The sequence below is a fragment of the Kitasatospora sp. NPDC058965 genome (genome assembly GCF_042741245.1).
GTDB lineage: Bacteria > Actinomycetota > Actinomycetes > Streptomycetales > Streptomycetaceae > Kitasatospora.
Map to the genome: position 1 here is coordinate 19,859 of NZ_JBHYKG010000006.1, position 21,946 is coordinate 41,804.

18 protein-coding genes are annotated in these 21,946 nt (G+C 75.1%); 8 read left to right on the forward strand and 10 right to left on the reverse strand.

Features of this window, described 5'->3' with window-relative positions; translation table 11 throughout:
* The first annotated feature begins 81 nt into the window (after positions 1-81).
* The 3 genes from ACFW1A_RS02155 to dmpI all read left to right on the forward strand — a co-directional run bounded on the left by ACFW1A_RS02155 (position 82) and on the right by dmpI (position 2,264).
* Positions 82-693 carry a YceI family protein gene (locus ACFW1A_RS02155; RefSeq protein ID WP_380402568.1) on the forward strand — a complete coding sequence of 204 codons (612 nt, stop codon included), beginning with the start codon at positions 82-84 and terminating at the stop codon, positions 691-693.
* Between the two features lie 145 nt (positions 694-838).
* The gene (locus ACFW1A_RS02160; protein ID WP_380402571.1) at positions 839-1,777 is read left to right on the forward strand and encodes a LysR substrate-binding domain-containing protein; all 939 of its coding nucleotides are present in this window, start codon (positions 839-841) and stop codon (positions 1,775-1,777) included.
* Positions 1,778-2,081: 304 nt separating this feature from the next.
* Complete coding sequence (gene dmpI, locus ACFW1A_RS02165) at positions 2,082-2,264, forward strand: 4-oxalocrotonate tautomerase DmpI (protein WP_380402575.1); 183 nt, start codon at positions 2,082-2,084, stop codon at positions 2,262-2,264.
* A 104-nt stretch (positions 2,265-2,368) separates the two neighbouring features.
* Here the strand turns inward: dmpI and ACFW1A_RS02170 are convergent, their stop codons facing one another.
* Positions 2,369-3,352, reverse strand: a complete 984-nt coding sequence (locus ACFW1A_RS02170; protein WP_380402578.1) for a LysR family transcriptional regulator — start codon at positions 3,350-3,352, stop codon at positions 2,369-2,371.
* A 126-nt stretch (positions 3,353-3,478) separates the two neighbouring features.
* On the opposite strand from ACFW1A_RS02170, the gene ACFW1A_RS02175 reads away from it, so the two are divergent.
* Together ACFW1A_RS02175 and ACFW1A_RS02180 are read left to right on the forward strand one after the other, a co-directional pair.
* Positions 3,479-4,696, forward strand: coding sequence for an MFS transporter (locus tag ACFW1A_RS02175; RefSeq protein ID WP_380402581.1), 1,218 nt, complete (start codon positions 3,479-3,481; stop codon positions 4,694-4,696).
* A 142-nt stretch (positions 4,697-4,838) separates the two neighbouring features.
* Positions 4,839-5,339 carry a macro domain-containing protein gene (locus ACFW1A_RS02180; RefSeq protein WP_380402584.1) on the forward strand — a complete coding sequence of 167 codons (501 nt, stop codon included), beginning with the start codon at positions 4,839-4,841 and terminating at the stop codon, positions 5,337-5,339.
* A 33-nt stretch (positions 5,340-5,372) separates the two neighbouring features.
* On the opposite strand, the gene ACFW1A_RS02185 is transcribed toward ACFW1A_RS02180, so the two are convergent.
* On the reverse strand, positions 5,373-5,903 hold the full coding sequence (locus ACFW1A_RS02185; RefSeq protein WP_380402587.1) for a GNAT family N-acetyltransferase: 531 nt from the start codon (positions 5,901-5,903) through the stop codon (positions 5,373-5,375).
* A gap of 451 nt (positions 5,904-6,354) precedes the next feature.
* On the opposite strand from ACFW1A_RS02185, the gene ACFW1A_RS02190 reads away from it, so the two are divergent.
* Positions 6,355-7,185 (forward strand): TetR family transcriptional regulator, encoded by an 831-nt coding sequence (locus ACFW1A_RS02190; protein ID WP_380402590.1) that lies wholly within the window; start codon positions 6,355-6,357, stop codon positions 7,183-7,185.
* Positions 7,186-7,369: 184 nt separating this feature from the next.
* On the opposite strand, the gene ACFW1A_RS02195 is transcribed toward ACFW1A_RS02190, so the two are convergent.
* From ACFW1A_RS02195 to ACFW1A_RS02225, 7 genes are all read right to left on the reverse strand, one after another.
* A complete protein-coding gene (locus ACFW1A_RS02195) occupies positions 7,370-8,623 on the reverse strand; it encodes a GNAT family N-acetyltransferase (protein WP_380402594.1) in 1,254 nt (417 codons plus the stop codon).
* Positions 8,624-8,663: 40 nt separating this feature from the next.
* Positions 8,664-9,674, reverse strand: a complete 1,011-nt coding sequence (locus ACFW1A_RS02200; protein WP_380402598.1) for a GNAT family N-acetyltransferase — start codon at positions 9,672-9,674, stop codon at positions 8,664-8,666.
* Positions 9,675-9,715: 41 nt separating this feature from the next.
* The gene (locus tag ACFW1A_RS02205; protein WP_380402601.1) at positions 9,716-11,095 is read right to left on the reverse strand and encodes a C40 family peptidase; all 1,380 of its coding nucleotides are present in this window, start codon (positions 11,093-11,095) and stop codon (positions 9,716-9,718) included.
* Positions 11,096-11,426: 331 nt separating this feature from the next.
* A complete protein-coding gene (locus ACFW1A_RS02210) occupies positions 11,427-12,401 on the reverse strand; it encodes a hypothetical protein (RefSeq protein WP_380402604.1) in 975 nt (324 codons plus the stop codon).
* Between the two features lie 7 nt (positions 12,402-12,408).
* On the reverse strand, positions 12,409-14,187 hold the full coding sequence (locus tag ACFW1A_RS02215; protein WP_380402607.1) for a threonine/serine exporter ThrE family protein: 1,779 nt from the start codon (positions 14,185-14,187) through the stop codon (positions 12,409-12,411).
* Between the two features lie 166 nt (positions 14,188-14,353).
* Positions 14,354-16,732 carry a hypothetical protein gene (locus ACFW1A_RS02220; RefSeq protein ID WP_380402610.1) on the reverse strand — a complete coding sequence of 793 codons (2,379 nt, stop codon included), beginning with the start codon at positions 16,730-16,732 and terminating at the stop codon, positions 14,354-14,356.
* On the reverse strand, positions 16,729-18,642 hold the full coding sequence (locus tag ACFW1A_RS02225) for an ATP-binding protein (RefSeq protein WP_380402613.1): 1,914 nt from the start codon (positions 18,640-18,642) through the stop codon (positions 16,729-16,731). The genes ACFW1A_RS02220 and ACFW1A_RS02225 overlap by 4 nt, the downstream gene beginning before the upstream one ends.
* A gap of 250 nt (positions 18,643-18,892) precedes the next feature.
* Here ACFW1A_RS02225 and ACFW1A_RS02230 point away from each other — a divergent pair, with 250 nt between their 5' ends.
* The gene (locus tag ACFW1A_RS02230; protein WP_380402616.1) at positions 18,893-19,210 is read left to right on the forward strand and encodes a hypothetical protein; all 318 of its coding nucleotides are present in this window, start codon (positions 18,893-18,895) and stop codon (positions 19,208-19,210) included.
* A gap of 49 nt (positions 19,211-19,259) precedes the next feature.
* On the opposite strand, the gene ACFW1A_RS02235 is transcribed toward ACFW1A_RS02230, so the two are convergent.
* Positions 19,260-20,459 carry a TetR/AcrR family transcriptional regulator gene (locus tag ACFW1A_RS02235; protein WP_380402619.1) on the reverse strand — a complete coding sequence of 400 codons (1,200 nt, stop codon included), beginning with the start codon at positions 20,457-20,459 and terminating at the stop codon, positions 19,260-19,262.
* A 190-nt stretch (positions 20,460-20,649) separates the two neighbouring features.
* On the opposite strand from ACFW1A_RS02235, the gene ACFW1A_RS02240 reads away from it, so the two are divergent.
* Positions 20,650-21,807 carry an acyl-CoA dehydrogenase family protein gene (locus ACFW1A_RS02240; RefSeq protein WP_380402623.1) on the forward strand — a complete coding sequence of 386 codons (1,158 nt, stop codon included), beginning with the start codon at positions 20,650-20,652 and terminating at the stop codon, positions 21,805-21,807.
* Positions 21,808-21,946 lie beyond the last annotated feature (139 nt).

Below are 21,946 nucleotides of genomic sequence, written 5' to 3' on the forward strand. Positions count from 1 at the left end.
GGTGGTTGAACTTTGAACCATTCGGGGCTATGGTGGAGCCAAGAAGTTGAAGCCTAAACAATCACGTCCGAGGAGTTCGTCATGGGTCTGTTCAACCGCAAGGGCACCGAGACCGCGTCCGTCGCCACCCTGCCCGCCGCCGCACCGCTCGCCGACCTGGCGCACCTGAGCGGTGACTACAACGTCGACACCACGCACAGCCGGATCGGCTTCAGCGTCCGGCACGCCATGGTCACCAACGTGCGCGGCGAGTTCGCCGAGTGGGAGGGCAAGCTGCACCTGGACGGCAGCAACCCGGCCAACTCCACCGCCGAACTCACCATCCAGGTGGCCAGCGTCGACACCGGCAACGACCAGCGCGACGGCCACCTGCGCACCGGCGACTTCTTCGAGGTCGAGACCCACCCGCTGATCAGCTTCCGCAGCACCGGCACGGAGCAGTTGGACGCCGAGACCTACCGGATGACCGGCGACCTCACCATCAAGGGCACCACCCGCCCGGTCACCCTGGAGCTGGAGTTCACCGGCACCGCGACCGACCCGTACGGCCTGCAGCGCCTGGGCTTCGAGGGCCGCACCACGGTCGACCGCACCGACTTCGGCCTGACCTACAACGCGGCCCTGGAGACCGGCGGCGTGCTGATCGGCGAGAAGGTCAAGCTGAACTTCGACATCTCCGCCGTCCGCGCCTGACCGCGCACCCGTCCGACCTCCGTGTTCGACCAGCCGCGCCCGACCACCGCGCGCGGCCGACCCCGCACCGTCCCTCCGCGGCCCCCGGACCTGCCGGTACGGCAGGATGACCGGGGGTCAGGAGAGGGACGGGGAGGACCGGCGGGTGGAGCTACGCCAACTGCGCTACTTCGTGACGGTGGCCGAGGAACTGCACTTCGGCCGCGCCGCCGACCGCCTGCTCATCGGCCAACCCGCGGTCAGCCAGCAGATCCGGCGCCTGGAGCGGGAGCTGAAGGTCGAGCTGTTCGACCGCTCGCCCCGCACGGTGCGCCTGACCGCAGCCGGGGAGGCCTTCCTGCCCGCCGCCCGCACGGTGCTCGACGCCGCGGACTCGGCACGGGCGCTGGCCGGGGACCTGGCCGCCGGCCGGGTCGGCACCTTCCGCCTGGGCACCGTCACCGGCCTCGGCGACCGGCTGGACCGCATCCTCGACACCTTCGAACGCCGCGCCCCGGGCATCCGCGTGGAGTTGACCGCCCTTCCGGTGCGCGAGCGGCTGGCCCGCCTGACCGACGGCCGCCTCGACGCCGTCTTCGTCCGCGGCGCCCTGCCCGCGCACACCCCCGACCTGCGCCAGCTCCCGCTCTGGCAGGACGAGCTGGTGGCCGCTCTGCCGGCCCGCCACCCCTTGGCCGGGCGCCCCGCCGTGCGGCTGGCCGACCTCGCCGCGCTCCCCCTGCGACTGACCGAACGGCGCAACCACCCGGCCCTGGTCGACCTGGTCCTGAACGGCTGCCAGGCGGCCGGCTTCGAGCCGGTCCCCGGCCCGACCTCCAGCAACCTGCAGGACACCCTGGCCACCATCGGCACCGGCGCACCGATGTGGACCGTGGTCTACGCGGCCAACGCCCGGATCATGCGGGTCCCCCGGGTCGCCTTCGTCCCGTTCGCCGAACCGGGCCTGGCGCTGGACACCTCGCTGATGCTGCGCCGCGGACCGCGCTCGGCCGCCCTCGACCTGCTGCTCGCGGCCTGCCGCCCGACGGACGGCCCGACCCCGCCGACCGGTGCCCCCACCGGCCCACCGGCGACCGGCTCCTGACCGGCCACGGGCCACGAGCGACCGGCCCCCGGCCCACGACCGACGCAGGCCACACCCGACCGACCGCCGGCCACAACCGACCGACCACCGGCCACGGGCGACCGACCGCGGGCCACAACCGACCGGCCCACGAGCGACCGACCGCTCGCCCGGCCGTGCCCCACCTCCGACCAGCAACGATCAGGATCCGTGATCGCTGTCGGTGCGATTCGGGTCTGGGTCGGCGCGGCCCCGGCTGGTGGACTTGGTCCATCGGCGAAGCGCCCCGGAACCCCGGGGCGACGCCGCGAACCGAGGAGCAGACATGCCGATCGTCACCGTGCAGCAGGGCCCCCGCGACATCGCGCTCAAGCGCGAGCTGGTCGCCCGGATCACCGACGCCTTCGTCGACGCGTACCAGATCCCGGCCGAGACCGTGCAGGTCTGGATCCACGAGGTGCCCACCGACAGCTGGGGCGCCGCCGGCAAGCTGATCGCCGACAAGTAGCCGGCCGGTCGAGCGCCCGGGCGGTCACGCAGCGGCCGGGGCGAGCAGCCGCCCGGTCGGCCGGCCGTCCCGAGCAGCAGGCGCCCGGTCGACCGGTCACCCCGTCAAGCAGTGGGCCGGGCGGCCCCGTTGACCGCCGCCGCGTCCTCCGGCGCCAGCCAGGCGGCCGGTGGCGGGGTCAACCACCCCTCGCGCCGGCCCAGTTCGGCGGCCTCGGCGAGCAGCAGCGGGACCCCGTCCGGCGGCGGACCGGGTCGGCGGACCAGGCTCACCAGGGTGACCGGCACCGGCTCGACCAGCGGCCGGGTGACCACCCCGGGGATCTGCGGACCGCCCAGCGTGGTCAGCATCGGCGCCCCGTGCCGCGCCAGGTAGCGCCCGGTCTCCACCACCCCCACCGGCGGCGGCAGCGGCGGCGCGGCCGTCAACCCGTGGGCGGCCAGGAGCCGTTCGCCGAACGCCGTCCACTCCGAGGTGGCCGGATTGCCCGCGCACACGTCGACCGGGTGCCCGGCCAAGTCCGCCAGCCGGATCGCGGCCCGCCCGGCCAGCAGGTGCCGCTCGGGCAGCAGCAGGGCGACCGGCTCCAGCCGGATCGGGTGCCGCACCAACTGCTCCCGCAGCGCGGCCGGCAACCCGTCGAACCAGCCGAACGAGACGTCCACCCGCTCGGCCAACACCTCCCGGGCGCCGGCCGCCAGACCACCGTGGTAACGGGCCATCAGCTGCAGCTCCGGGTCGGCCGCCCGGACCGCCGCCAGCAGCCGTTCCACTGTCAGGTCCTCGCCGGTCACCGCGCTGTTCAGGTCCAGCAGCAGGGTGCGGTCGGTCACCGGGGCCAGCATCTCGGCCTGCAGCGCCAGCAGCCGGCGGGCCTGCGGCACCAGCCGCTCCCCCGCCGCGGTGAGCACCACGCTGCGGGTGGTGCGGGCGAACAGCTCGCGCCCGAGCAGCCGCTCCAGGGTGCGGATGTCCCGGCTCAGCGCCTGCTGGGCCTGGTGCAGGGCGGCCGCCGCCTGGCCGAAGTGCAGCGTCTCGGCCACCGCGACGAAGCCGCGCAGCAGGCGGGGGTGCAGGTCGACGGGCATGCGGGCCACGGTACCAGCGATTGACAACCAGAATGCGTCAATCCGGCCGAACAGGTGTTGGACCGGAGCCGGCGTCGGCCGCCAGGCTGGGGGCAATCCCGCAACCCTTCTCCGGTCTGGAGCTCCGTGACCGCGCCCACCCCTGCCCTGCCGCCGTTCGCCGCCTACCGCCGGGTGTTCGCCCCGCCCGGCGCCCTCGCCTTCACCCTGGCCGGCCTGACCGGCCGGCTCTCCTACTCGATGCTCGGCGTGGCGATGCTCACCGCGATCGTCAGCAGCGGCCACTCCTACGCGCTGGCGGGCGCGGTCTCGGCGGCCGGGCTCGCCGGCGTGGCCCTCGGCCTGCCGCTGCTCGGGCGGCTGGTCGACCGGTACGGGCAGCGCCGGGTCGCCGTGCCGGCCGCGCTCTGCTCCGCCGTGCCGCGCACCGCCGCACCGTTCCTGATCCACTGGTCGGCCCCGGGCTGGCTGCTCTGCCTGACCGCCTTCGCCGCCTCCGGCGCCCCCAACCTGGGCGGCATGGCCCGGGCCCGCTGGGCCCACCTGCACGGCACCGACCCGGGCCTGCTGCACAGCGCCAACTCGCTGGAGCAGGCGCTGGACGAGCTCTGCTTCACGGCCGGGCCGATCCTGGGCGCGCTCTGCTGCACCACCGGCCACCCGGCCGCCGGACTGCTGCTGATCTCGGTGCTCTCCACCGGGGGTGGACTGCTCTTCGCCGCCCAGCGCCGCACCGAGCCGCCGATCGCCCCGGCCCCGCCCGGCGGCTCCGGCTCCCCGCTGCGCACCCGCGGCACCGTGCTGCTGCTGGCGGTCTTCCTGGCCACCGGGGTCGTCTTCGGCGCCATGGAGATCACCACCCTCGCCTGGTCCCGCGCACACGGCGCACAGGCGGTCGGCGGTCTGCTGCTGGGCCTGCAGGCGGCCGGGTCCGGGCTCTCGGGCGTGCTGCTCGGCCTGCGCCCCGCCCGCAGCGCACCCGCCCGGCGGCTGCTGTTCGGGCTGTCCACGATGGCGGCCTGCCTGCTGCTCCCGCTCGCCGCCGCGCTGCTCGACGGCGGCCCGGTCCTGCTGGGCGTGGCGCTCTTCCTGGCCGGCACCGGTACGGCGCCCACCATGGTGACGGGGATGACGCTGCTCCAGCGGGTCCTGCCGACCGCCGCACTGAACGAGGGGATGGCGATCGCGGTCTGCGGCATCGTGGTCGGCATCTCGGCCGGCTCGGCGCTGGGCGGACTGGTCACCCAGCGCACCACGAGCGGCGCCGGGTTCGCCCTGCCGGCCGCGGCCGCCGCGCTGGCCCTGCTGCTCGCCGTGGCCGGCCGCCGACGGTTCGGGCGCTGAGCCCGGCGGCCACCCCACGCGCCGTCAGGAGGCCGCCCGCGGAAGCCGCCCGTGCACGGCGCCCGTGCACGGCACGCACGGGTCTCCCGCCCGCCGGAGGGCCCCGTACGGACCGTCAGTACCGGTCCGTACGGTGGTCGGCATGGGGAACGGGAGCGGGGACGGGAACGGGATCAGGTACGTGCGCGGCGACGCCAGCAGTCCGCAGGCCAAGGGTCCCAAGGTGATCGCGCACGTCTGCAACGACCTCGGGGGCTGGGGCAAGGGCTTCGTGCTGGCGCTGTCGCGCCGCTGGCCGGAGCCGGAGGCGGCGTACCGGCGCTGGCACCGCGAGCGGGCCGGCAACGACTTCGGACTGGGCGCCGTGCAGGTGGTCCAGGTGGCTCCGGACACCTGGGTGGCCAACCTGGTCGGCCAGCGGGGCATCCGCACCGGCCGGTCCACCGGCGTCCCGGTCCGCTACGAGGCGATCGACACCGCGCTGGCCCGACTGGCCGAGGTGGTGCAGCCGCTGCACGCCTCAGTCCACCTGCCCCGGATCGGCTGCGGCCTGGCCGGCGGCCGGTGGGAGAAGGTGGAACCGCTGATCACCGCCCGGCTCACGGACCGGGGGATCCCGGTCACGGTCTACGACCACGACTAGCGGCGGGGCGCACCGGACCGGCCCGGTGGTCGCCTACGGCCGGGCCCAGGTGTACTCGTACTCCGGGAGCTCGCCGCCGCCGGGGAAGTGGGCGGTGCGGGTGTCGGTGCGCACGCCGCCGGCACGCTCGTAGAACGCGATGGCCCGGTGGTTGTCGGCCAGCACCTCCAGGTAGAGCGGCGCGCCGGGGTGCCGGCGGGCGGTCTCGACGCGCAGCGCGTCGAGCAGCGCGGTGCCCAGCCCGGCGCCGGTGCGGCCGGGGCGCACGTGCAGGTTGTCCAGCAGCACCCGGCCGTCCGGCTGCGGCACCAGGTAGCCGAAGCCCAGCAGTTCGCCCGCACCGGACTCGGCCAGCAGCAGCACCGGTGCCTTCACCGGGTCGCCGTAGTCCGCGCTCAGCCGCAGCTCCCAGATCTCCTCGCGCTGTTCGGCCAGCCCGTCGCCCAGCGCCTCGGCCGGCACGATCCCGGCGTAGGCCGTGCGCCAGCTCAGCGCGTGCAGCCGGGCCACGGCGACCGCGTCGGCCCCGCCCCCGGTCCGTATCGACAGTTCGTTCCCGACCATGGCGCCCATCCTGGCACGCGGGGGCCGCGGGCCGGCCGGGCCGACGACGCGCAGTACGACTTGAACACGTTCAAGATCACCGCTACTGTCATCCCGCGAGGGGATTTGAACACGTTCGAAGAGGGGGAAGCCATGCCGTCCGGCAGCAGCACCGACAGCAGTTGGATCCGGTCCGTCCCCGCTCCGAACCGTTGACCACTCCCCGGGAGGTGGTCGGCACCGGATGCGGAGGGGGCTTCCGGTGCCACCGCCCCACCCGGGGCCGTCGCCCCACAGGCGCGCACCGCCCCAGCTGTACGCACCGCCCGACCTGTACGCACCGCCCGACCTGTACGCACCGCCCGACCTGTACGCACCGCCCGACCTGTACGCACCGCCCCACCTGCGCGCACCGCCCCGCCCGGGGCCGCCGCAACGGCCGTCGCCCGCCGCTCGGCTAGGCTCGGCACCCGTGGACGACCAGACCGGGATGGACGAGCAGACGGGCACCGGCCCGACGGGGACCGGCGCGCCCGACACCGACCGGCCGCCGCTGCCGCAGGCGGCCGAACTGCCCGGCGGGCGGGCCCGGCCGAAGACCGGCAAGAGCGAGCAGACCCGCGCCCTGATCATGGCCACCGCCATGCGGCTGTTCCAGGAGCGCGGCTACGAGAAGACCACGATGCGGGCGATCGCCACCGAGGCGGGCATCTCGGTCGGCAACGCGTACTACTACTTCGCGGCCAAGGAGTTCCTGATCCAGGGCTTCTACGACCAGATGACCCACGAGCACGCCGCCGACGCCCGGCAGCGGATGGCGCACACCCGGGACTTCGCCGAGCGGCTGCAGATCGCGCTGGAGTCCTGGCTCGACACCGCTGCGCCGTACCACGAGTTCGCGGCCCAGTTCTTCCGCACCGCGGCCGACCCGTCGAGTTCGCTGAGCCCGTTCTCGAACGAGTCGCACCCGGCCCGGGCCACCGCCGTGGCCCTGTTCCACGAGGTGCTCACCGGCTCCGAGCTGGCCCCGAAGCTGGACGCCGAACTGGCCGACCTGCTGCCCGAGGTGCTCTGGCTGCACCTGATGGTGGTGGTGCTCTACTGGGTGTTCGACCGCACCCCGGACACCGAGCGCACCCGCGAGTTCGTCCGCCGCTCCACCCCGATGGCCGCCCGGGTGATCAACCTCTCCCGGTACCGGGTGTTCCGCCCGATCGTGCGGGACGCGAAGGGCCTGATCCAGGACTTCATCCTGCCGACCATCGGCCGCACCGCGACCCCGCGGACCGACCCCGCGAAGTGACCCCGGCGCGCCGGCACCGGAAACCGGCTCCGGGAACCGACGCCCGACACCCGGCACCGCCACCGGGGACACCCGGCACCGCCACCGGAACGTGACGCCCCGTCGGGCCGCCCCTCCCGCGGTCGGCCCGACGACCACCCCTGCGACCACCCCTGCGACCGGCCCCGCGGCCGCCCGCGCGCCGTCAGAACACGTCCGGGTTCCAGGCCTTGAGCGCGGTGCCGAGCAACCGGTCCAGTGCGAAGGCCGCGCCCGGCCGCAGTTCCCGGACCAGTGCGGCGCCGGCGAGCCGGGCGGCCGACTCCGCACCCAGGTAGAGGGTCCCGAGCGCGCTCGCCGACAGCGCCAGGTCCGGCTCGTCCAGCGTCCGCTCCGCCCGCCCGGTACCGTCCGCGGCGACCTCCAGCGCCCAGCGCCCGGCCGCGTACCCGTCCGGGTCGGCCACCTCCAGCACCACCCGGCCCGGACCGGCGTAGCCGCGCGCCGCGAAGGCGGCCGGCACGTCCAGCACCCGCAGCCAGGTGAAGTCACCGGTCTCGGTGACGGTCGCGGCCCGCGGGTCGGTCAGCAGCAGCGGCAGCGGGTCGTCGGGCCCCACGTTCCCCACCACCACCTTGGTCGTCCAGTCCACCTCGGTCAGGTAGCGCCACAGGGTCACCGCCGTGGGCAGGTCCAGCGCCAGGAAGTCCTTCACCTGCACCGTGCAGTCCGGCAGCACCCCGTCCCAGTGGGCCTTGACCTGGTACACCGCCAGCCCGGTGACCTGCCCGGCCGCGTCCCGGTGCACCAGCGCGAACGGCTCGTTCCACCCGTCGCTCACCGGCGGCACCAGCGCGCCGGTGACCGCGTTCCAGTACTGCTCGTCACGGTTGATCGCCCCGGGCTGCTGCCGCCGCCAGCGCTCGTGCAGGTCGGGGCCGAGCGTGCCCAGCTCGGCCATCGACACCAGGTCCAGCCGGCCGCCGACCGCTCCGGCCAGGTCCGCCCGGATCCCGCCGGCCCGCTTCAGGTCGACCTCCAGACCCACCGCCCTGGTGGCCGGGCCGAAGCCGAACCGGCCGTAGATCGCGTACTCGGCGGCGATCAGGATGGACACCGCCTCGCCGCGCTCCTTGGCCGCGGCCAGGTCCTGACGCATCATCCGGGACAGCAGCCCGCGCCGCCGGTGGGTCTGCGTGGTGGTCACCGCGCTGACCCCGCTGACCGGCAGCAGCGCGCCGCCGGGCAGCGTCAGCTGCAGCGGGAAGCTGCGCAGCGTGGCCACCACCCGGTCGCCCTCGAAGGCCCCCAGGGTCCGCCCGGGGAAGAGCCGCTGACGGCGCACCTCCTCCCCCAGCGCGGCACCGGCTCGCAGGAACCCCACGTTGACCGCGTGGCACCAGGCGCCCAGCGTCTCCTCGGTGACCGCCCGGACCTCGATCGCAGCGTCTTCGCTCATCCGGCCAGCCTAGGGAGGCGCCCCACCCGGAGGCATCCGGTTATTCGAGCCGCGCCGCGAGCTCCGCGGTCGGCACCTCCAGCCAGTTCATGGTCCGTGCGGTCCGGTAGCCGAGCGCGAGGTTGATCCGGATCATGTGGGTGTTGGTGGTGTCCGTCGAGGTGGCGATCCGCTGCAGGTCCGGCCGCCGCTCGGCGAGCCGGCGCATCAGGGCGGCCTTGATCGCCCGGCCCAGGCCGTGGCCGCGGTGCGCGGCCAGCACCGAGGTCTCGTGCACGTAGCCGTACTCCCGGCGGTGCGAGAAGCAGTACAGGCCGTGCACGCCGACCACCTCCCCGGTGGCCTGGGCGACGGCGATCGACGCCCACTGCTCGGTGCCGGCCTGCGCCAGCTCGCGGTCGGCGGCGCGGACCAGCTCGGGGGTCCAGGGCGTCTGCTGGAAACTGGAGTCGCCCCACGGCGCGTCCTGGATCGCCCGCCGGGCCGTGGCGTAGGACTCGACCAGGTCCTCGGGGGTCGCCCCGGCCCACTGGACCAGCCGGTAGCCGGCCGGATCGGGCAGTTGCCACAGCTGCGCCGGCGTCGCCGCGGGGGCCAGGGTCTGGATCGCCACGCTGTGCGTCACCTCGAAGCCGAAGCCGGCCGCCCACGGGGCGCCGGGCGCCTCGGGCTTCACCGGCAGGCCGATGACGGTGCCGCGCCCGGCGGCCCGGACCGCGGGCAGCACCGTGCGCAGCAGCGCGCTGCCGACCCCGCGTCGCCGCAGCTCGGGATGGACCCAGACCTCGACGCTCGCGATCCCGCTGTTCGCCCCGTCGGGCAGCCCGAGCTTGACCGACCCGGCGAGCCGACCGTCCAGGTGGCCGGTCCAGAACGTGCAGGCACCGTCCTCGGGCAGCGGGACGAGCAGGCGGCCGACCGCGCCGTCGCGGGTCAGCGGCGGGTCCTCGGCGAAGTCGACGGCGGCCGCGGCCGCCCGCATCAGGTGGTACTCGTCCAGCAGCGCTTCGGTCGCGCGCTGCGGGACGAGCGGGCGTATCTCCAGGGTCACCGGGTCTCCGTCCTCCGTAGACTGACGACCCATCATCGCCGCTACGGTCTGGCGTAGAAGTCCGGGGTCCCCAGGAACCAGAGGCTGGACCGGGTGATGGTGGCGCCGGTGTGCGGGGCCTGGATGATCTGGTCGTCGCCGACGTACAGCGCGACGTGGTGGATGTCCGCGGGGCGGCCGGTGGTGGACCAGAAGACCAGGTCGCCCGGACGGAGCTGGCGGTAGCTCACGGGGGTGGACTCGGCGTACTGGTCGGCGGCGAAGTGGGTGATCCGCTTGCCGCCCGCGCGCCAGGCGAGCATGGTCAGCCCGGAGCAGTCGTAGCCGGTCGGCCCCTCGCCGCCCCAGATGTAGGGCAGGCCGAGCTGGTCCCGGGCGAAGGCGAGCGCCTGCTCGGCGCCGCCCGCGGCCCCCGGAGCCGGCGGCGGGGCGGCGTCGACCCGCGGAGGGGACTGCTGCGCGGCCTGCTGGGCGGCGGTCCGCGCCGCGGCCGCGGCCTGCTCGGCGGCGATCGCGTCCAGCGCCTGCTGCCGCCGGCGCTCCAGGTCGACGGTGGTCCGCCGCGCCGCCGCCAGCTCGCCGAGCAGCTGCTCCCGGCGCTCGGCCAGCTGCCCCACCAGGGTCTGCTGCGCCGCCACCCGCTGCTGGGCCTCGGCCTTGGCCCGGTCGACCGCCAGCACCGCCCGCTCGGCCGCGTCGGAGCAGTCCCGGGCGGTCCGGGCCGTGTCGGCCGCCTCGCGCGCGGTCCCGGTGGCGGTGTCCAGGATCTGCCGGGTGGTCCGGCCGGCCTCGCCGACCGCCACCGCCTGCTCGGTGGCGGCGCGCGGACCGCGTGCGCCCAGCAGTGCGTCGACGGCGGAGAGTTCGGGGGTGGTGCCGGCCCGGTAGGTGGCCGCGGCCAGGCCGGCCGCCTGCTCCGCGGCGTCCGCCCGCGCCGTCTCGGCCCGCGCCGCCCGGTCGTCGGCCGCGACCGAGGCCGCCCGGGCCGCGGCCAGTCGGACCCGCGCGCCGTCGTACGCCTCGACCGCCTGTTCGGCCAGCAGTGCGGCCCGGTCCAGCTCCGACCTGGCGCCCGCCAACTGCGCCTCGATGGCGCTCTCCGCGCCGGCCTGCCGGTCCGCCTCCGCCTTGGCCCGGGCCACCTCGTCGGCCGACGGGTAGGGCTGCCCGTCCGGAGCCGGACCGTCCGGCACGGGGTCGTCCGCCCGCACCAGCACGGGACGGCCCGGTGCCGGTCCCAGCGCGGCGGCGGTCGGCGCGCCGGGACCGGCGAGCAGTCCGGCCAGCGCCACCAGCGCGAGCAGCGGCGCCAGCCGGAGCCGGACCGCCCGGAGCCGGACCGCCCGCGCCCGGCCCTGGTCCGCCGCCCACCGGTCACGCCGATCATGCCGATCACGCTGCCGCCGGACCCCGGGTGCCACCCGCCCGCCTCGTGCCAAGGCAACCTCGCCTCCGTCGCGCGTCCCCGGCGCGGCGAGAAACCGTCCAAGGATCAACGAAATATCCCATCACGTGACTATTCAGTCACTCGACGCAATAGTCTCAAACCTGACGGCACGTCAGTGCCAGTCCGGTGCCGCCATGTGAGTGAGATCGTGAGCGAACAGCCCTGACGGCCCAGCGGTCGCCGACGACCCGTCAGCCCGGCACCTCGGTTTCGCGCCCGGTACCGCCGTCTCGCGCCCGACACTGCGGTGCCGCGCCCGGCGGTCGGCACGGAGCCGCACGGGGCCACGGGCGCCGCGCCCGGTGTCAGCCCCGGCGCCGCCCCGCCCGGGTGCGGTAGGAGCGCGCCCGGCCGGCCTGCACGGTCCGCCGGCGCTGGTCGGCCGCCCGCTCCGCGGGCTGGGCCGCGCGGTGCGCCGAGCGGGCCGGGTCCAGGTGCGCCGCGGCCCGCGCGGCCACCGCCTCGGCCATCCGGTGGGTCGCGGTGTGGTGCGCCGGGACCTTGTCCGGCGCCCCGGCGATCAGGTCGAAGAGCCAGGTGCGGGCCCGGTCCAGCCGGGCGTGCAGCAGCCGCTCGCGGCGCAGCGCCCGGGCCCGGCGGCGCGGCCGCTCGGCGTACCGCCAGCGCGCCCACGGGCTGGACGGGCGGGCCAGCCGGATCGCCCCGATCCAGGACAGGCCGGGCACCATGATCCCCAGCAGCCCGGTCCACAGCTTGCCCTTGAGCAGCGCGACCACCGACATCACCGCGTTGACCGAGATCACCGCGACCGGCCCCCACCGCCCGCCGCCGTCACTGCCCTGCCCCGGCACCACCCCGAGCGGCGCGTACCCGGTCAGCAGCAGCGCGGTGACCAGGATCCCGAGGATCACCGCGTCCACCGACTTGCGGCCCTGTTCGCTCCAGTACACGTCCTCCAGGTGCAGGATCAGCGCGAACTCGTCCAGCACCAGCCCGCAGCCGATCCCGAAGAGCAGCCCGAACCAGTCGAGCCACGGGTGGCCGCCGTCGGTGGCGAACACCCCGATGCCGGCCACCAGCAGGCAGCCCACCCCGAACACCATGTGGTGGATGTGCAGCCCGCCGGGCGTGATGTTCCCCGGCCACCAGCGCACCCGGGCCCGGATCATCCGCACGCTGAACCGGATGGAGAGGAAGGAGACGATGAAGCCGACCAGCAGCAGGAACAGCGGCTGCTTGTGCGCGGCCACGATGTGCGCGTGGTACGTGTCCACCAGCCCGGCCAGCAGCACGGTGCCCTCCTCCTTCCCGGTCTCCAACGACGGATCAGAAGCCGCGGGTACGCTTCGCCGCGCGCCGCGGACCGGTCAGGTAGGGCACCAGCCCGCCCAGCGCCTCCGGCCCGGGCACCTTCATGAAGAGCCGGGCCACCTCGCCGCCGAGGTTCACCCCGATCGCCAGCGCCATCGCGATCGCCGCCGCCCGGCTGACCGAGACCAGGCCGGCCGAGGGGTGGCCCTGGGCGAACGAGAGCATCCCGAGGTAGAGCGCGGAGCCGGGCATCAGCGGCCCCAGCGCGGCGGTCACGTAGGGCAGCGCCGAGGCGTACCGGTAACGCGCCATCAGCTGGCCGAACAGGCCGACCACCCCGGCGGCCAGGCCGGTGGCCACGATCGCGGAGATCTTCGCGTTGTAGGCCAGCACCCCGTAGACCGCCCAGCCGATCCCGCTGTTCAGCGTCACCATCGCCAGGGTCCGCCGGCTGGTCTGCAGCAGCATCGCGAAGGCCAGCGTGAGCAGCATCGCGGCCAGCAGCTGGACCGGTGGGTTGCGCACCCCGATCAGCGACTCGTCCGGTTTCAGCTGGGCGTCGAAGTTGACCCCGAGGTAGAGGATCAGCATCACCCCGATGACGATGCCCGCCACCAGGTAGACCACCTCCAGCAGGCGGGCGGCGGCGGTGATGTAGAAGCCGGTCAGGCCGTCCTGCACCGCGGCCACCAGGGCCCGCCCGGGCAGCAGCGCGAACAGCCCGCCGGTGATCACCACCGAGCCGCGCAGGCCCAGGTGGTTGAAGGAGAGCAGGATCCCGGAGAAGGCGGCCGGCATCGCCGCCACCACGAACTGGTAGAACTCCGGCAGCCCGCGCTTGGCCACCGCGGAGGCCAGCCGGTCCCCGATCACGGCCGCCACCAGCGCGTTGACGAAGACCAGCCAGGCCGTGCCGTCGATCCGGCCGCCGACCAGGAAGGTGGCCGCGCCGGCCAGCAGCCCGGCGGTCAGCGCGAGCAGCCAGGCCGGGTACGGGTGCCGGTTGCGCCGGATCACCGCGAGCCGGCGGTAGGCGTCGTTGATCGAGACCTGCTCCGCCGCGATGTCCGCCACCAGCCGGTAGACGGCCGCCAGCCGGGTGTAGTCCGAGGTGCGGCGGCGCACCACCCGGGCCGCGGTGACCGGGGCCTCCACCAGCGAGGGCTGGTAGGAGATGGAGATCAGCGTGAAGGTCACCTGCGGCTCGCAGCGGTCCAGCGCGTAGGCGTGCGCGACCCCGAGCATCGCCGCCTCCACGTCCTCGGCGCTCTCACCGCTGGCCAGCAGCAGCTCGCCGATCCGCAGCGTCAGGTCGAGCACCCGGGGGACGCTGCGGGTGCTGGCCTCCGACTTGGGCTCGTGCGGGATCCGCTCGAAGGCCGGGCGCTCCGACATCGGGGTGCGCAGCAGGGTGCGCATCCGGTCCGGCCAGGGCGCCTCGCCGAACGCCCCGGGCGACAGCAGCGGCTGCGCGCCGGTCGGCGGGTTGTAGCCGACGGCCCGCCAGACCTCGGGGGTCAGGGTGTCCTCGGAGCCGCCGCCCAGCTCGGTGAAGACGGCGAACTCCTCGGTGTGCTCCGGATCCGGGTCGGCGCCGGGCAGCGGGAACTCGGCCGCCTCCTGGTCCAGCGGCGCCGCGGCCGCGGGCACCACCGGCCCGGCCGGCCGGTCCGGCCCGAGCAACCCCTCGGTCGGCGGCGCCGCGCCGGGGGCGACCGGCGTGCCGGGCGCGCCGCCGTCCCCGGCGCCCGGTCGCCGCTTCCTGCCGCCGCCCGCTCGGCCCCGCTTTGGCACTGCCACTCCTCGTCCGCTCCGCCGCTCCGGCTGGTGATCTTCGGCTCCACCTTGCCGGACCGCACCCCGTGCCGCATATGTACGGAAAGGCGCAGTCGAGCCGACGATACGACTTGCGGGTGTCCGGCGGGCAGCGGCGGGCTGTCCAACGCCCGCCGCCGCGGACTCAGAGTCCGTACCGCTCGATGATCCCCTCGTGCCGCTCGGTCCCGGCGCCGGCGGCCTTGGCCAGGTCCGGCCAGGCCAGCGGGTGGGTCCAACCGGCCGTCAGCCCGGCGACCAGCGCGTCCGCCTCGGCCGCCGAGGCGGTCGGCGGGACGCCGAGCGCGGCGTAGATGCCGGCCAGGCCCGGGCCGTCCTCCGGAGCGGCCGGGTCCAGCACCCGGTACTGCTCACCGCTGTACGCCCAGATCCCGTAGCCGCGGTCGCGCAGCGCCCCGCGCAACTCGTCCCAGCGCTGCGGGCCGGGCCAGGCACCGTCCACGAAGTAGGTGGTGTACCCGGCCGGGTCGAGCAGGGTGAGCAGCTCGAAGGTGGGTCGCCAGCGCTGCTTCTCGGCCTCGGTGGCGTCCTCGGCCGGCGCCGGCTCCAGCAGCGCCGGGCTGAACACCACCAGGTCGTGGTGGTTGAGCGGCACGTCCTCGCCGAGCACCGGGACGATCCGGGCGGTGGCCGGGCCGGTGCGCAGCGCCGGCAGGTCGCTCTGGCCGCCGTCGGCCCGCCGGGCCCGGACGGTGACGTACTGCCAGTCCTCCTCGACCGGCCCGTCCGCCCGGTCGAACTCGATGCCCAGGCGGGCACCGGTGGACCGCACCACGGCCCAGTCCCGGTTGGCGCTGGCCACCGTGATCAGGTGCCACAGGTCCGGGGTCTGCACGGTGCGGTACTGCTCCTCGGGCGCCCCCGGGTCGGCGGGCAGCGCGTGCTCCAGCAGCTCCTGGTAGAGCCGCTGCGCGGTGGCGTAGTCGCCCAGCTCGGTGGCTGCCGCGGCGGCCAGCCGGCGCGGGTTGATCCGGGTGGGGTCCACCGCCAGCAGCGCCTCGACCTGCTCGACGGCCTCGGCCCAGCGGCTCTCGGCCAGCGCCCAGCGGGCCCGGATCCAGTGCGCGCCGCCCGGGTCGGCCGCGGCCACCCGGTCGGCCAGTCGGCGCAGCTGCTCGCCGTCCCGGGCCTCGATCAGCACCGTGGTGAGCATGCCGACCAGGTCCCGGTGGCCCGGGTCCCGGTCCAGCTGCTCCCAGAGCAGCTCGGCCGCGGCCCGCTCGTGCCCGAGCGAGGCGAACAGTCCGGCCAGCACGAGCAGCAGGTCGGTGGCCTGCGCCGCGTCACCGCCGGTGCCCAGCTCGCGCCGGCCGGCCGCCAGCAGCTCCAGGTCGCCCTCCGGGTCGGTCGGCTCGCCGGGCCGCCCGGCCAGGTGGGTCAGCAGCCCGGCCGCCGGGACCGGCAGCGCGGCCACCGGCAGCGCCCGGGCGGCCGCGGCCAGTTCGGCCAGCGGACCGGCCACCGCGTCGGTCCGGCGCAGCAGCGCGAGCTTGCGCTCGGCGGTGGCCACCAGGGCCAGCGCCACCTCGCGGGCCCCGCGCGCCACCGCCAGCCGGCCGGCGGCCAGCGCCAGGTCCAGGCAGGGGCGGTGCGAGCCGGCCGCGTCCAGGTAGGAGACCCAGTGCGCCAGCCGGATCCCCAGCCGGGCGTCGTTCGGGTAGTGGCCGGCTGCCACCAGCAGCGCGACCGCCTCGGTCCAGCGGTGCCGGACGTCGGCGAAGCCGTCCGCCTCGGCGCCGTCCGGCAGCACCGCCAGCGCCTCCTCGTACCGGCCCAGGGCGGCCAGCAGCCGGGCCCGGATCACCCCGCCCTTGCGCAGGTCGTCCTCGTCCAGCCGGTTCCCGGCCTTGGTGTACGCCTGCTCGGCGGCGGCCAGCGCCGCCAGCGCCTCCTCGTACCGGCCGAGCCGGTAGAGCGCGGAGCAGCGGGCGTGGCCGAAGGAGAGCGAGACGCTCTCGCCGGCCGACTGGATCCGGGTCTTGGCCAGGTCCAGGTGGGCCAGCGCCTCGCCGGCCCGGCCGTCGTCCTCCAGGGTGTCCGCGTACTCCCGGGAGAGGCAGTCGAAGCAGGCCCGGGCCGGCTCGACCCGCTGCAGCGCCTCCTCCAGCACGGCGAGCCGCTCCGGGACGTAGCCCGGGCCGTCGATGTTGGCGTGGCAGATGGTGAAGTCCTGCACCGCGCAGACCGACTGCGGGCAGCCCTCGGTCTCCTCGCGGTGCGCGAACTCCAGCAGCGAGACCGCCTCGGTCATCGCCTGCTCGCCCTGGTGACGCTTGTTCAGCAGGTTCTGCAGCCGCCAGTGCCGCAGGAAGACCTCCACCCACGGCAGCCCGAGCGCCCGGGAGGAGGCGAGCGCCTCCGGGAAGAGCGCGTCCAGTTGCTCGTTGCGGCCGTCCACCGCGTGTCCGGCGATCTCCACCAGGGCGGTGGCCAGCCGGTGCTGGCCGGCCTGCTCCAGCTGGTGGTGGGTGTCGTAGACCCAGCCCCAGATGTCGTTGCTCATCGGCGGTCCTCCCCCGGTTCGTCCTGGTCGAACAGCATGCCGAGCTCCACCGACAGCTGGTCGGCCGGGGCGGTCAGCGCCGCCACCGCGGTGCCCACCCCGGCCAGTGCGGCGGTCAGGTCGCCGGCCGCCCGTCCCTCGGTGCCGGCCGCCGCCATGATCACCTTCAGTGCGCGCAGCAGCCCGGCCGCGGTGGCCGCGCCGGTGTGCCCGGCCCGGTAGGCGCGCAGCAGGTCCTGCACCGCGGGCGAGGCGGTGTTCAGGTAGAGCCGGGCCTTGACCGAGCCGTCGGTGCGGGCGGTGAAGGCCCGGGCCAGCCGCAGCGCGGCGGACGGGATCCGGGCGTCCGCCTGGTCGTCCTCGATCCGCGCCTTGAGCTCGGCCTCCCGGTCCGGCACCAGCACCAGCGGCAGTCCGGGCGGGTCGAACCGGGCCGGCACCAACTGCTCGCCCGGCTCGGCCAGCGCGGCGGCCAGCCAGCCGCTCTCCTCGGCCGGCAGCGGCTGCTCCGGCTCGCGGAACAGCTCGCGGTTGCCGCTCTCGCTGCCCAGCTCGACGATCCGGCAGCCGCGCAGCTGGGCGTAGCGGCGCAGGAACGGCAGCACCGCGTACCGGTCGCCGCGGGCGATCGGCACCCGCATCGCGCGGTAGAGCATCTCCTCGAAGCCGCCGCCCGAGCCGAGCGCGACGTGCACCGCGCCGTTGCCGGCCGCGCGCAGCGCACCGGCCGTCAGCTCGCCCTGCGAGCTGGGCACCGGCACGTCGTCGGCGAGCAGGGTGAACAGCCGGTCGTCGCAGAGCGCGGCGCCCAGCAGGTCCTGGCCGTGCCGGGCCAGGATCCGGCGCCAGGCGGCGGGGTGCAGCCGGGCGGTCTCGTACAGGCCGTCCACCACCGCCTCGGCCAGCGCCCGCTGCAGCGCCCGGTAGTGCTCGTCGCGCTGCAGGTCCTCGCGGCTGGCGGTGGGGGTGAGCCGGTTGGACTCGATCACCCCGCCGACGAACCCGGCCCAGCTGGGCAGCAGGTCGCGGGCGTCGTCGCTGAGCAGCATGCCGCGCAGGTAGACCGCCAGGTCGCGGTTGTCGGAGCTGCCGTAGGTGCCGCCGTCCTGCACCCAGAGCAGGCCGACGGCGTCGACGGCCGGATCCTCGCTGCGGAACGGAAAGGCCGTCAGCGGCTCGAAGCGGCGCCCGAAGGCGGTGGCGAAGGCCATCCGGGCCTCGTGCCGGCCGGCCTGCGGGACGTTCTCGCGCCAGGGCACCGCGATGTCGTTGACCGGGCGCTCGTCGTCGCCCACGTACACCGGTACCGGGAGCAGCACGCAGTACCGGGCCAGCACCTCGCGCAGCGCCGCCTCGTCGGCCAGGTGCGCGTGCTCGGGCTTGAGCGCCAGCCGGACCTCGGTGCCCGGCTCGGGGCGGGCCGGCACCGGGTCGACGGTGTACTGCTCGCCGCCGCGGCTGCGGTAGCGGTGGCCGAGGGCGGGTTCGCGGTGCGAGGTGGTGGTGACGGTGACCTCGTCGGCCACCGAGAAGGCGGACAGGAAGCCGAGGCCGAAGGCGCCGATCAGCTCCTCGTTGCCGGTCAGGTCGCGCAGCAGCCGGGTGTAGCCGGTGCCCACGGTGGCCAGGTAGGCGTGGATCTCCGGCTCGGTCAGGCCGGCGCCGGTGTCCTCGATCGAGACCGTCCGAGCGGCCGGGTCGGCGCGGACCGTGATCCGGGCCCGGGCGGCGGACGCCGGGCCCTCGAAGCCGGGGTCCTCCAGGCGGCGCCGGGTGTGCGAGTCGTGGGCGTTCTGCACGAGTTCGCGCAGGGCGACCAGCGGGGTGGAGTACAGGTGGGTGGCGAGGACGCTGACCAGGCCGCCCAGGTCGACCTCGGTGCTGCGCAGGTTCTCCTGACCTTCAGACATGGTGCCCCAGTCTGCCAGTCTGACAATCGACGGACCACCACTTATCGGATCCGTCCCGGCCGGTGGACGAAACCTATTCCAGCGCATTTCCTGCGGTAATAACCCCATTGAGCTAATCGGGGACGAATTGCTGGCTCCGGCGCGGCCGGACGGGTGATCCTGACGGGGCGACGTCAGTCACCGACGCGGCTCGGGGCGGCCACCCCGGCGGCGCCAACTCGCAGCTTCACCAGCACTTCCAGGAGTCATCGTGTCCCGTACCCGTGCCCTCACCGCGATCACCGCGCTCGGCGCCTTCCTCGTCCTCGGCATCGGCAGCGCCCAGGCCGACAACGGCTCCGGCGCCGCCAACAACTCCAACGCCGGCGTGGTCAGCAACTGGGGCTCCGGAAACGTGGTCGGCAGCGTCACCGGCAACAACAACGGGGCGCAGCAGGTGGCCACCGGCTCCGGCGGCAGCAACCAGAACAACTCCGCCCTGGTGGCGGGCAACTCGGGCACCGTCGGCGCACTGCAGGGCAACCTCGACTACCTCCACGCGGTGCACGGGGTGCCCGCCGCCGGGTGACCGGTCGGCGCAGCGGCGGGGCGGGTCCGTGCGGGCCCGCCCCGCGGCGTCAGCCCAGCCCCAGCGCGGCGCGGGCCAACCGGTCGAGCCCCGGCTCCGGCGGCCCGCCGCGCCGGGCGTCGGGGCCGCGGTGGTCCGGCCGGCGCACCCCGTCGTTGACCACGGCGAACATCGCGTGCACCCGCACCCGCGCCTCGGGCTTGTCGTACCCGGGGTGCACCCGCTGCAGCAGCACCACCCAGATCCGCAGGAAGTCGCGGCGGAAGTCGACCGCGGCCTTGCGGTCCGGCTCGGCCAGCCGCTCCGTCTCGCTCACCATCGCGCCCAGGTAGTGGTGGTGCCGGCGGGCGAAGTCCAGGTAGGCGGCGATCCCGTGCCGCAGTGCCCCGTCCGGGTCGCCCGGCGCCGCCAGCACCCCGGCCACCTCGTGCCACAGCCGCTCCCGGCAGCGGACCAGGGCGGCGGCCAACAGGTCGGCCTTGGTGGGGAAGTGCTTGTAGAGACTGGGCCCGGCGATGCCGACCGCCGCGCCCAGCCGGTCGGTGCTGACGTTGTCGAAGCCGCGCTCGTCGAACAGCCGGACCGCCGCGGCGAGCAATTCCTCGCGCCGCCCGGCCGGGGGCACGGGTGCGGCGGCGGGCCACCGGCCGTCGGCGTCCGGCTCCGCGTCGACTCCGGTCTCCAGCAGCTCCAGCAGCACCTGGGCGAGCAGTCGGCGCGGCGGCGCGAAGGTGTGGTACGAGAGGCTGCCGGCCGCCGAGAGCGCCGCCCAGACCAGCGACTCGGCCTGCTCCGCGGCCAGTTCGGGCCGGGCCCCGCGCAGCAGCGCGGCCCCCGCGCGGACCGTGGCGCGCAGCGTCCGGCGCAGCGCGGCCCGCTGCGGGGCGGGCAGCAACCGCGCGTCGCGCTGCCACAGGGTGCCGAGCGCCCGCCGGTCGAGGGCCACTTGGGCCAGTGCCTCGGCCAGCAGCCGGGCGCCGTCCGCCGGTTGCCCCGCCGCGCCGGCCGCGGCCCGGTCGACCGCCGCCGCCAGTTCGTCCAGTCCCTCGCGCACCGCCTGCCGCAGCAGCTCGGGCTTGCCCCGGAAGTGCCGGTAGAGCGCGGGCGCGGTGATCCCGACCGCCGCGGCCACCTCGGCCATCGCCACCTGGTGGTAGCCGCGCCGGTGGAACTGCTCGGCGGCGGCCAGCAGGATCTGCCCCCGCCGCCCGCGCGGCCGGCGCGCCGTCACGACCGCCGTGCGCACCATCGGGCCACCTCCTCGCGCCAGCTCGGCCCACGGCTAGCAATCATTCACATAAAGCCGCCGCAGGTCCACCGCCGCAGGCCCCCGCTCCGTCGCGATCCGTGACCCGGCGGCTGCGCGTCGGCTCTGGACAGCGAAGCTACTCGGGATTAACTTAGCCAGCGATCACCCCCTGCCCGAAGGGAGCGCCGCCGTGCGCCGGACTGTCTACAACGAGGACCACGAGGCGTTCCGCGCCACCATCCGCGACTTCATCACCAAGGAGGTCGTCCCGGTCTACGAGAGCTGGGAGGCCGAGGGCCACCCGCCCCGCGCCTTCTACAACAAGCTCGGCGAGCTGGGCGTCTACGGCATCGAGGTGCCGGAGGAGTACGGCGGCGCGGGCGAGACCGGCTTCAAGTACCAGGCCGTGATCACCGAGGAGGTGGCCCGGGCCGGCGTCAGCTTCGGCTCCTCGGGCGTGCACACCGGCCTGGTGCTGCCCTACCTGATGGAGTACGCCAACGAGGAGCAGAAGCAGCGCTGGCTGCCGAAGTTCGTCACCGGCGAGATGATGACCGCGATCGCCATGACCGAGCCGGGCACCGGCTCCGACCTGGCCGGCATCACCAGCACCGCCAAGCTCTCGGCGGACGGCACCCACTACGTCCTCAACGGCGCCAAGACCTTCATCACCGGCGGCGCGCTGGCCGACATGGTGCTGGTGGTCTGCCGCACCAGCCCGTACGACCCGGCCAACCGCCGCGCGGGCCTGTCCATCCTGTGCGTGGACACCACCTCGGAGGGCTACTCGGTCGGCCGCAAGCTGCACAAGATCGGCCTGCGCACCTCGGACACCGCCGAGCTCTCCTTCGTGGACGTCAAGGTCCCGGTCGAGGACCTGCTCGGCGAGGAGGGCAAGGCGTTCAGCTACCTGACCCACAACCTGGTGCAGGAGCGCCTGGCGATCGCGGTCGGCGGCTACGCGGCGGCCGCGGCGGCGGTCAACTTCGCCCTCCAGTACGTCAAGGACCGCAAGGTCTTCGGCCAGGCGGTGGCCGACTTCCAGAACACCAAGTTCGTGCTGGCCGACTGCAAGTCCCAGGTCACCGCGATGCAGGCGTTCGTGGACCAGGCCCTGGAGCTGTACCAGAACGGCGAGCTGACGGTGGCCGACGCCGCCGAGGCGAAGCTCTTCTGCACCGAGGCCGCCTCCGTCGTGATCGACAAGTGCCTCCAGCTGCACGGCGGTTACGGCTACATCCTGGAGTACCCGATCGCCCGCCTCTACACCGACAACCGGGTCTTCCGGATCTACGGCGGCACCAGCGAGGTCATGAAGACCATCATCGCCAAGTCGATGGGCATGTAACCGGATTCACCCCTCCCGCGGGGCCCTCCCCCACTGCTGCACCGGGTCCCCGCCGGCGGCGGGCCGCCGACACCAACGGCCCGCCGCCGTCTCCCGTTTCGGGCAGGGCCCGGCCACGGGCCCTCCGGCACCGAGGACG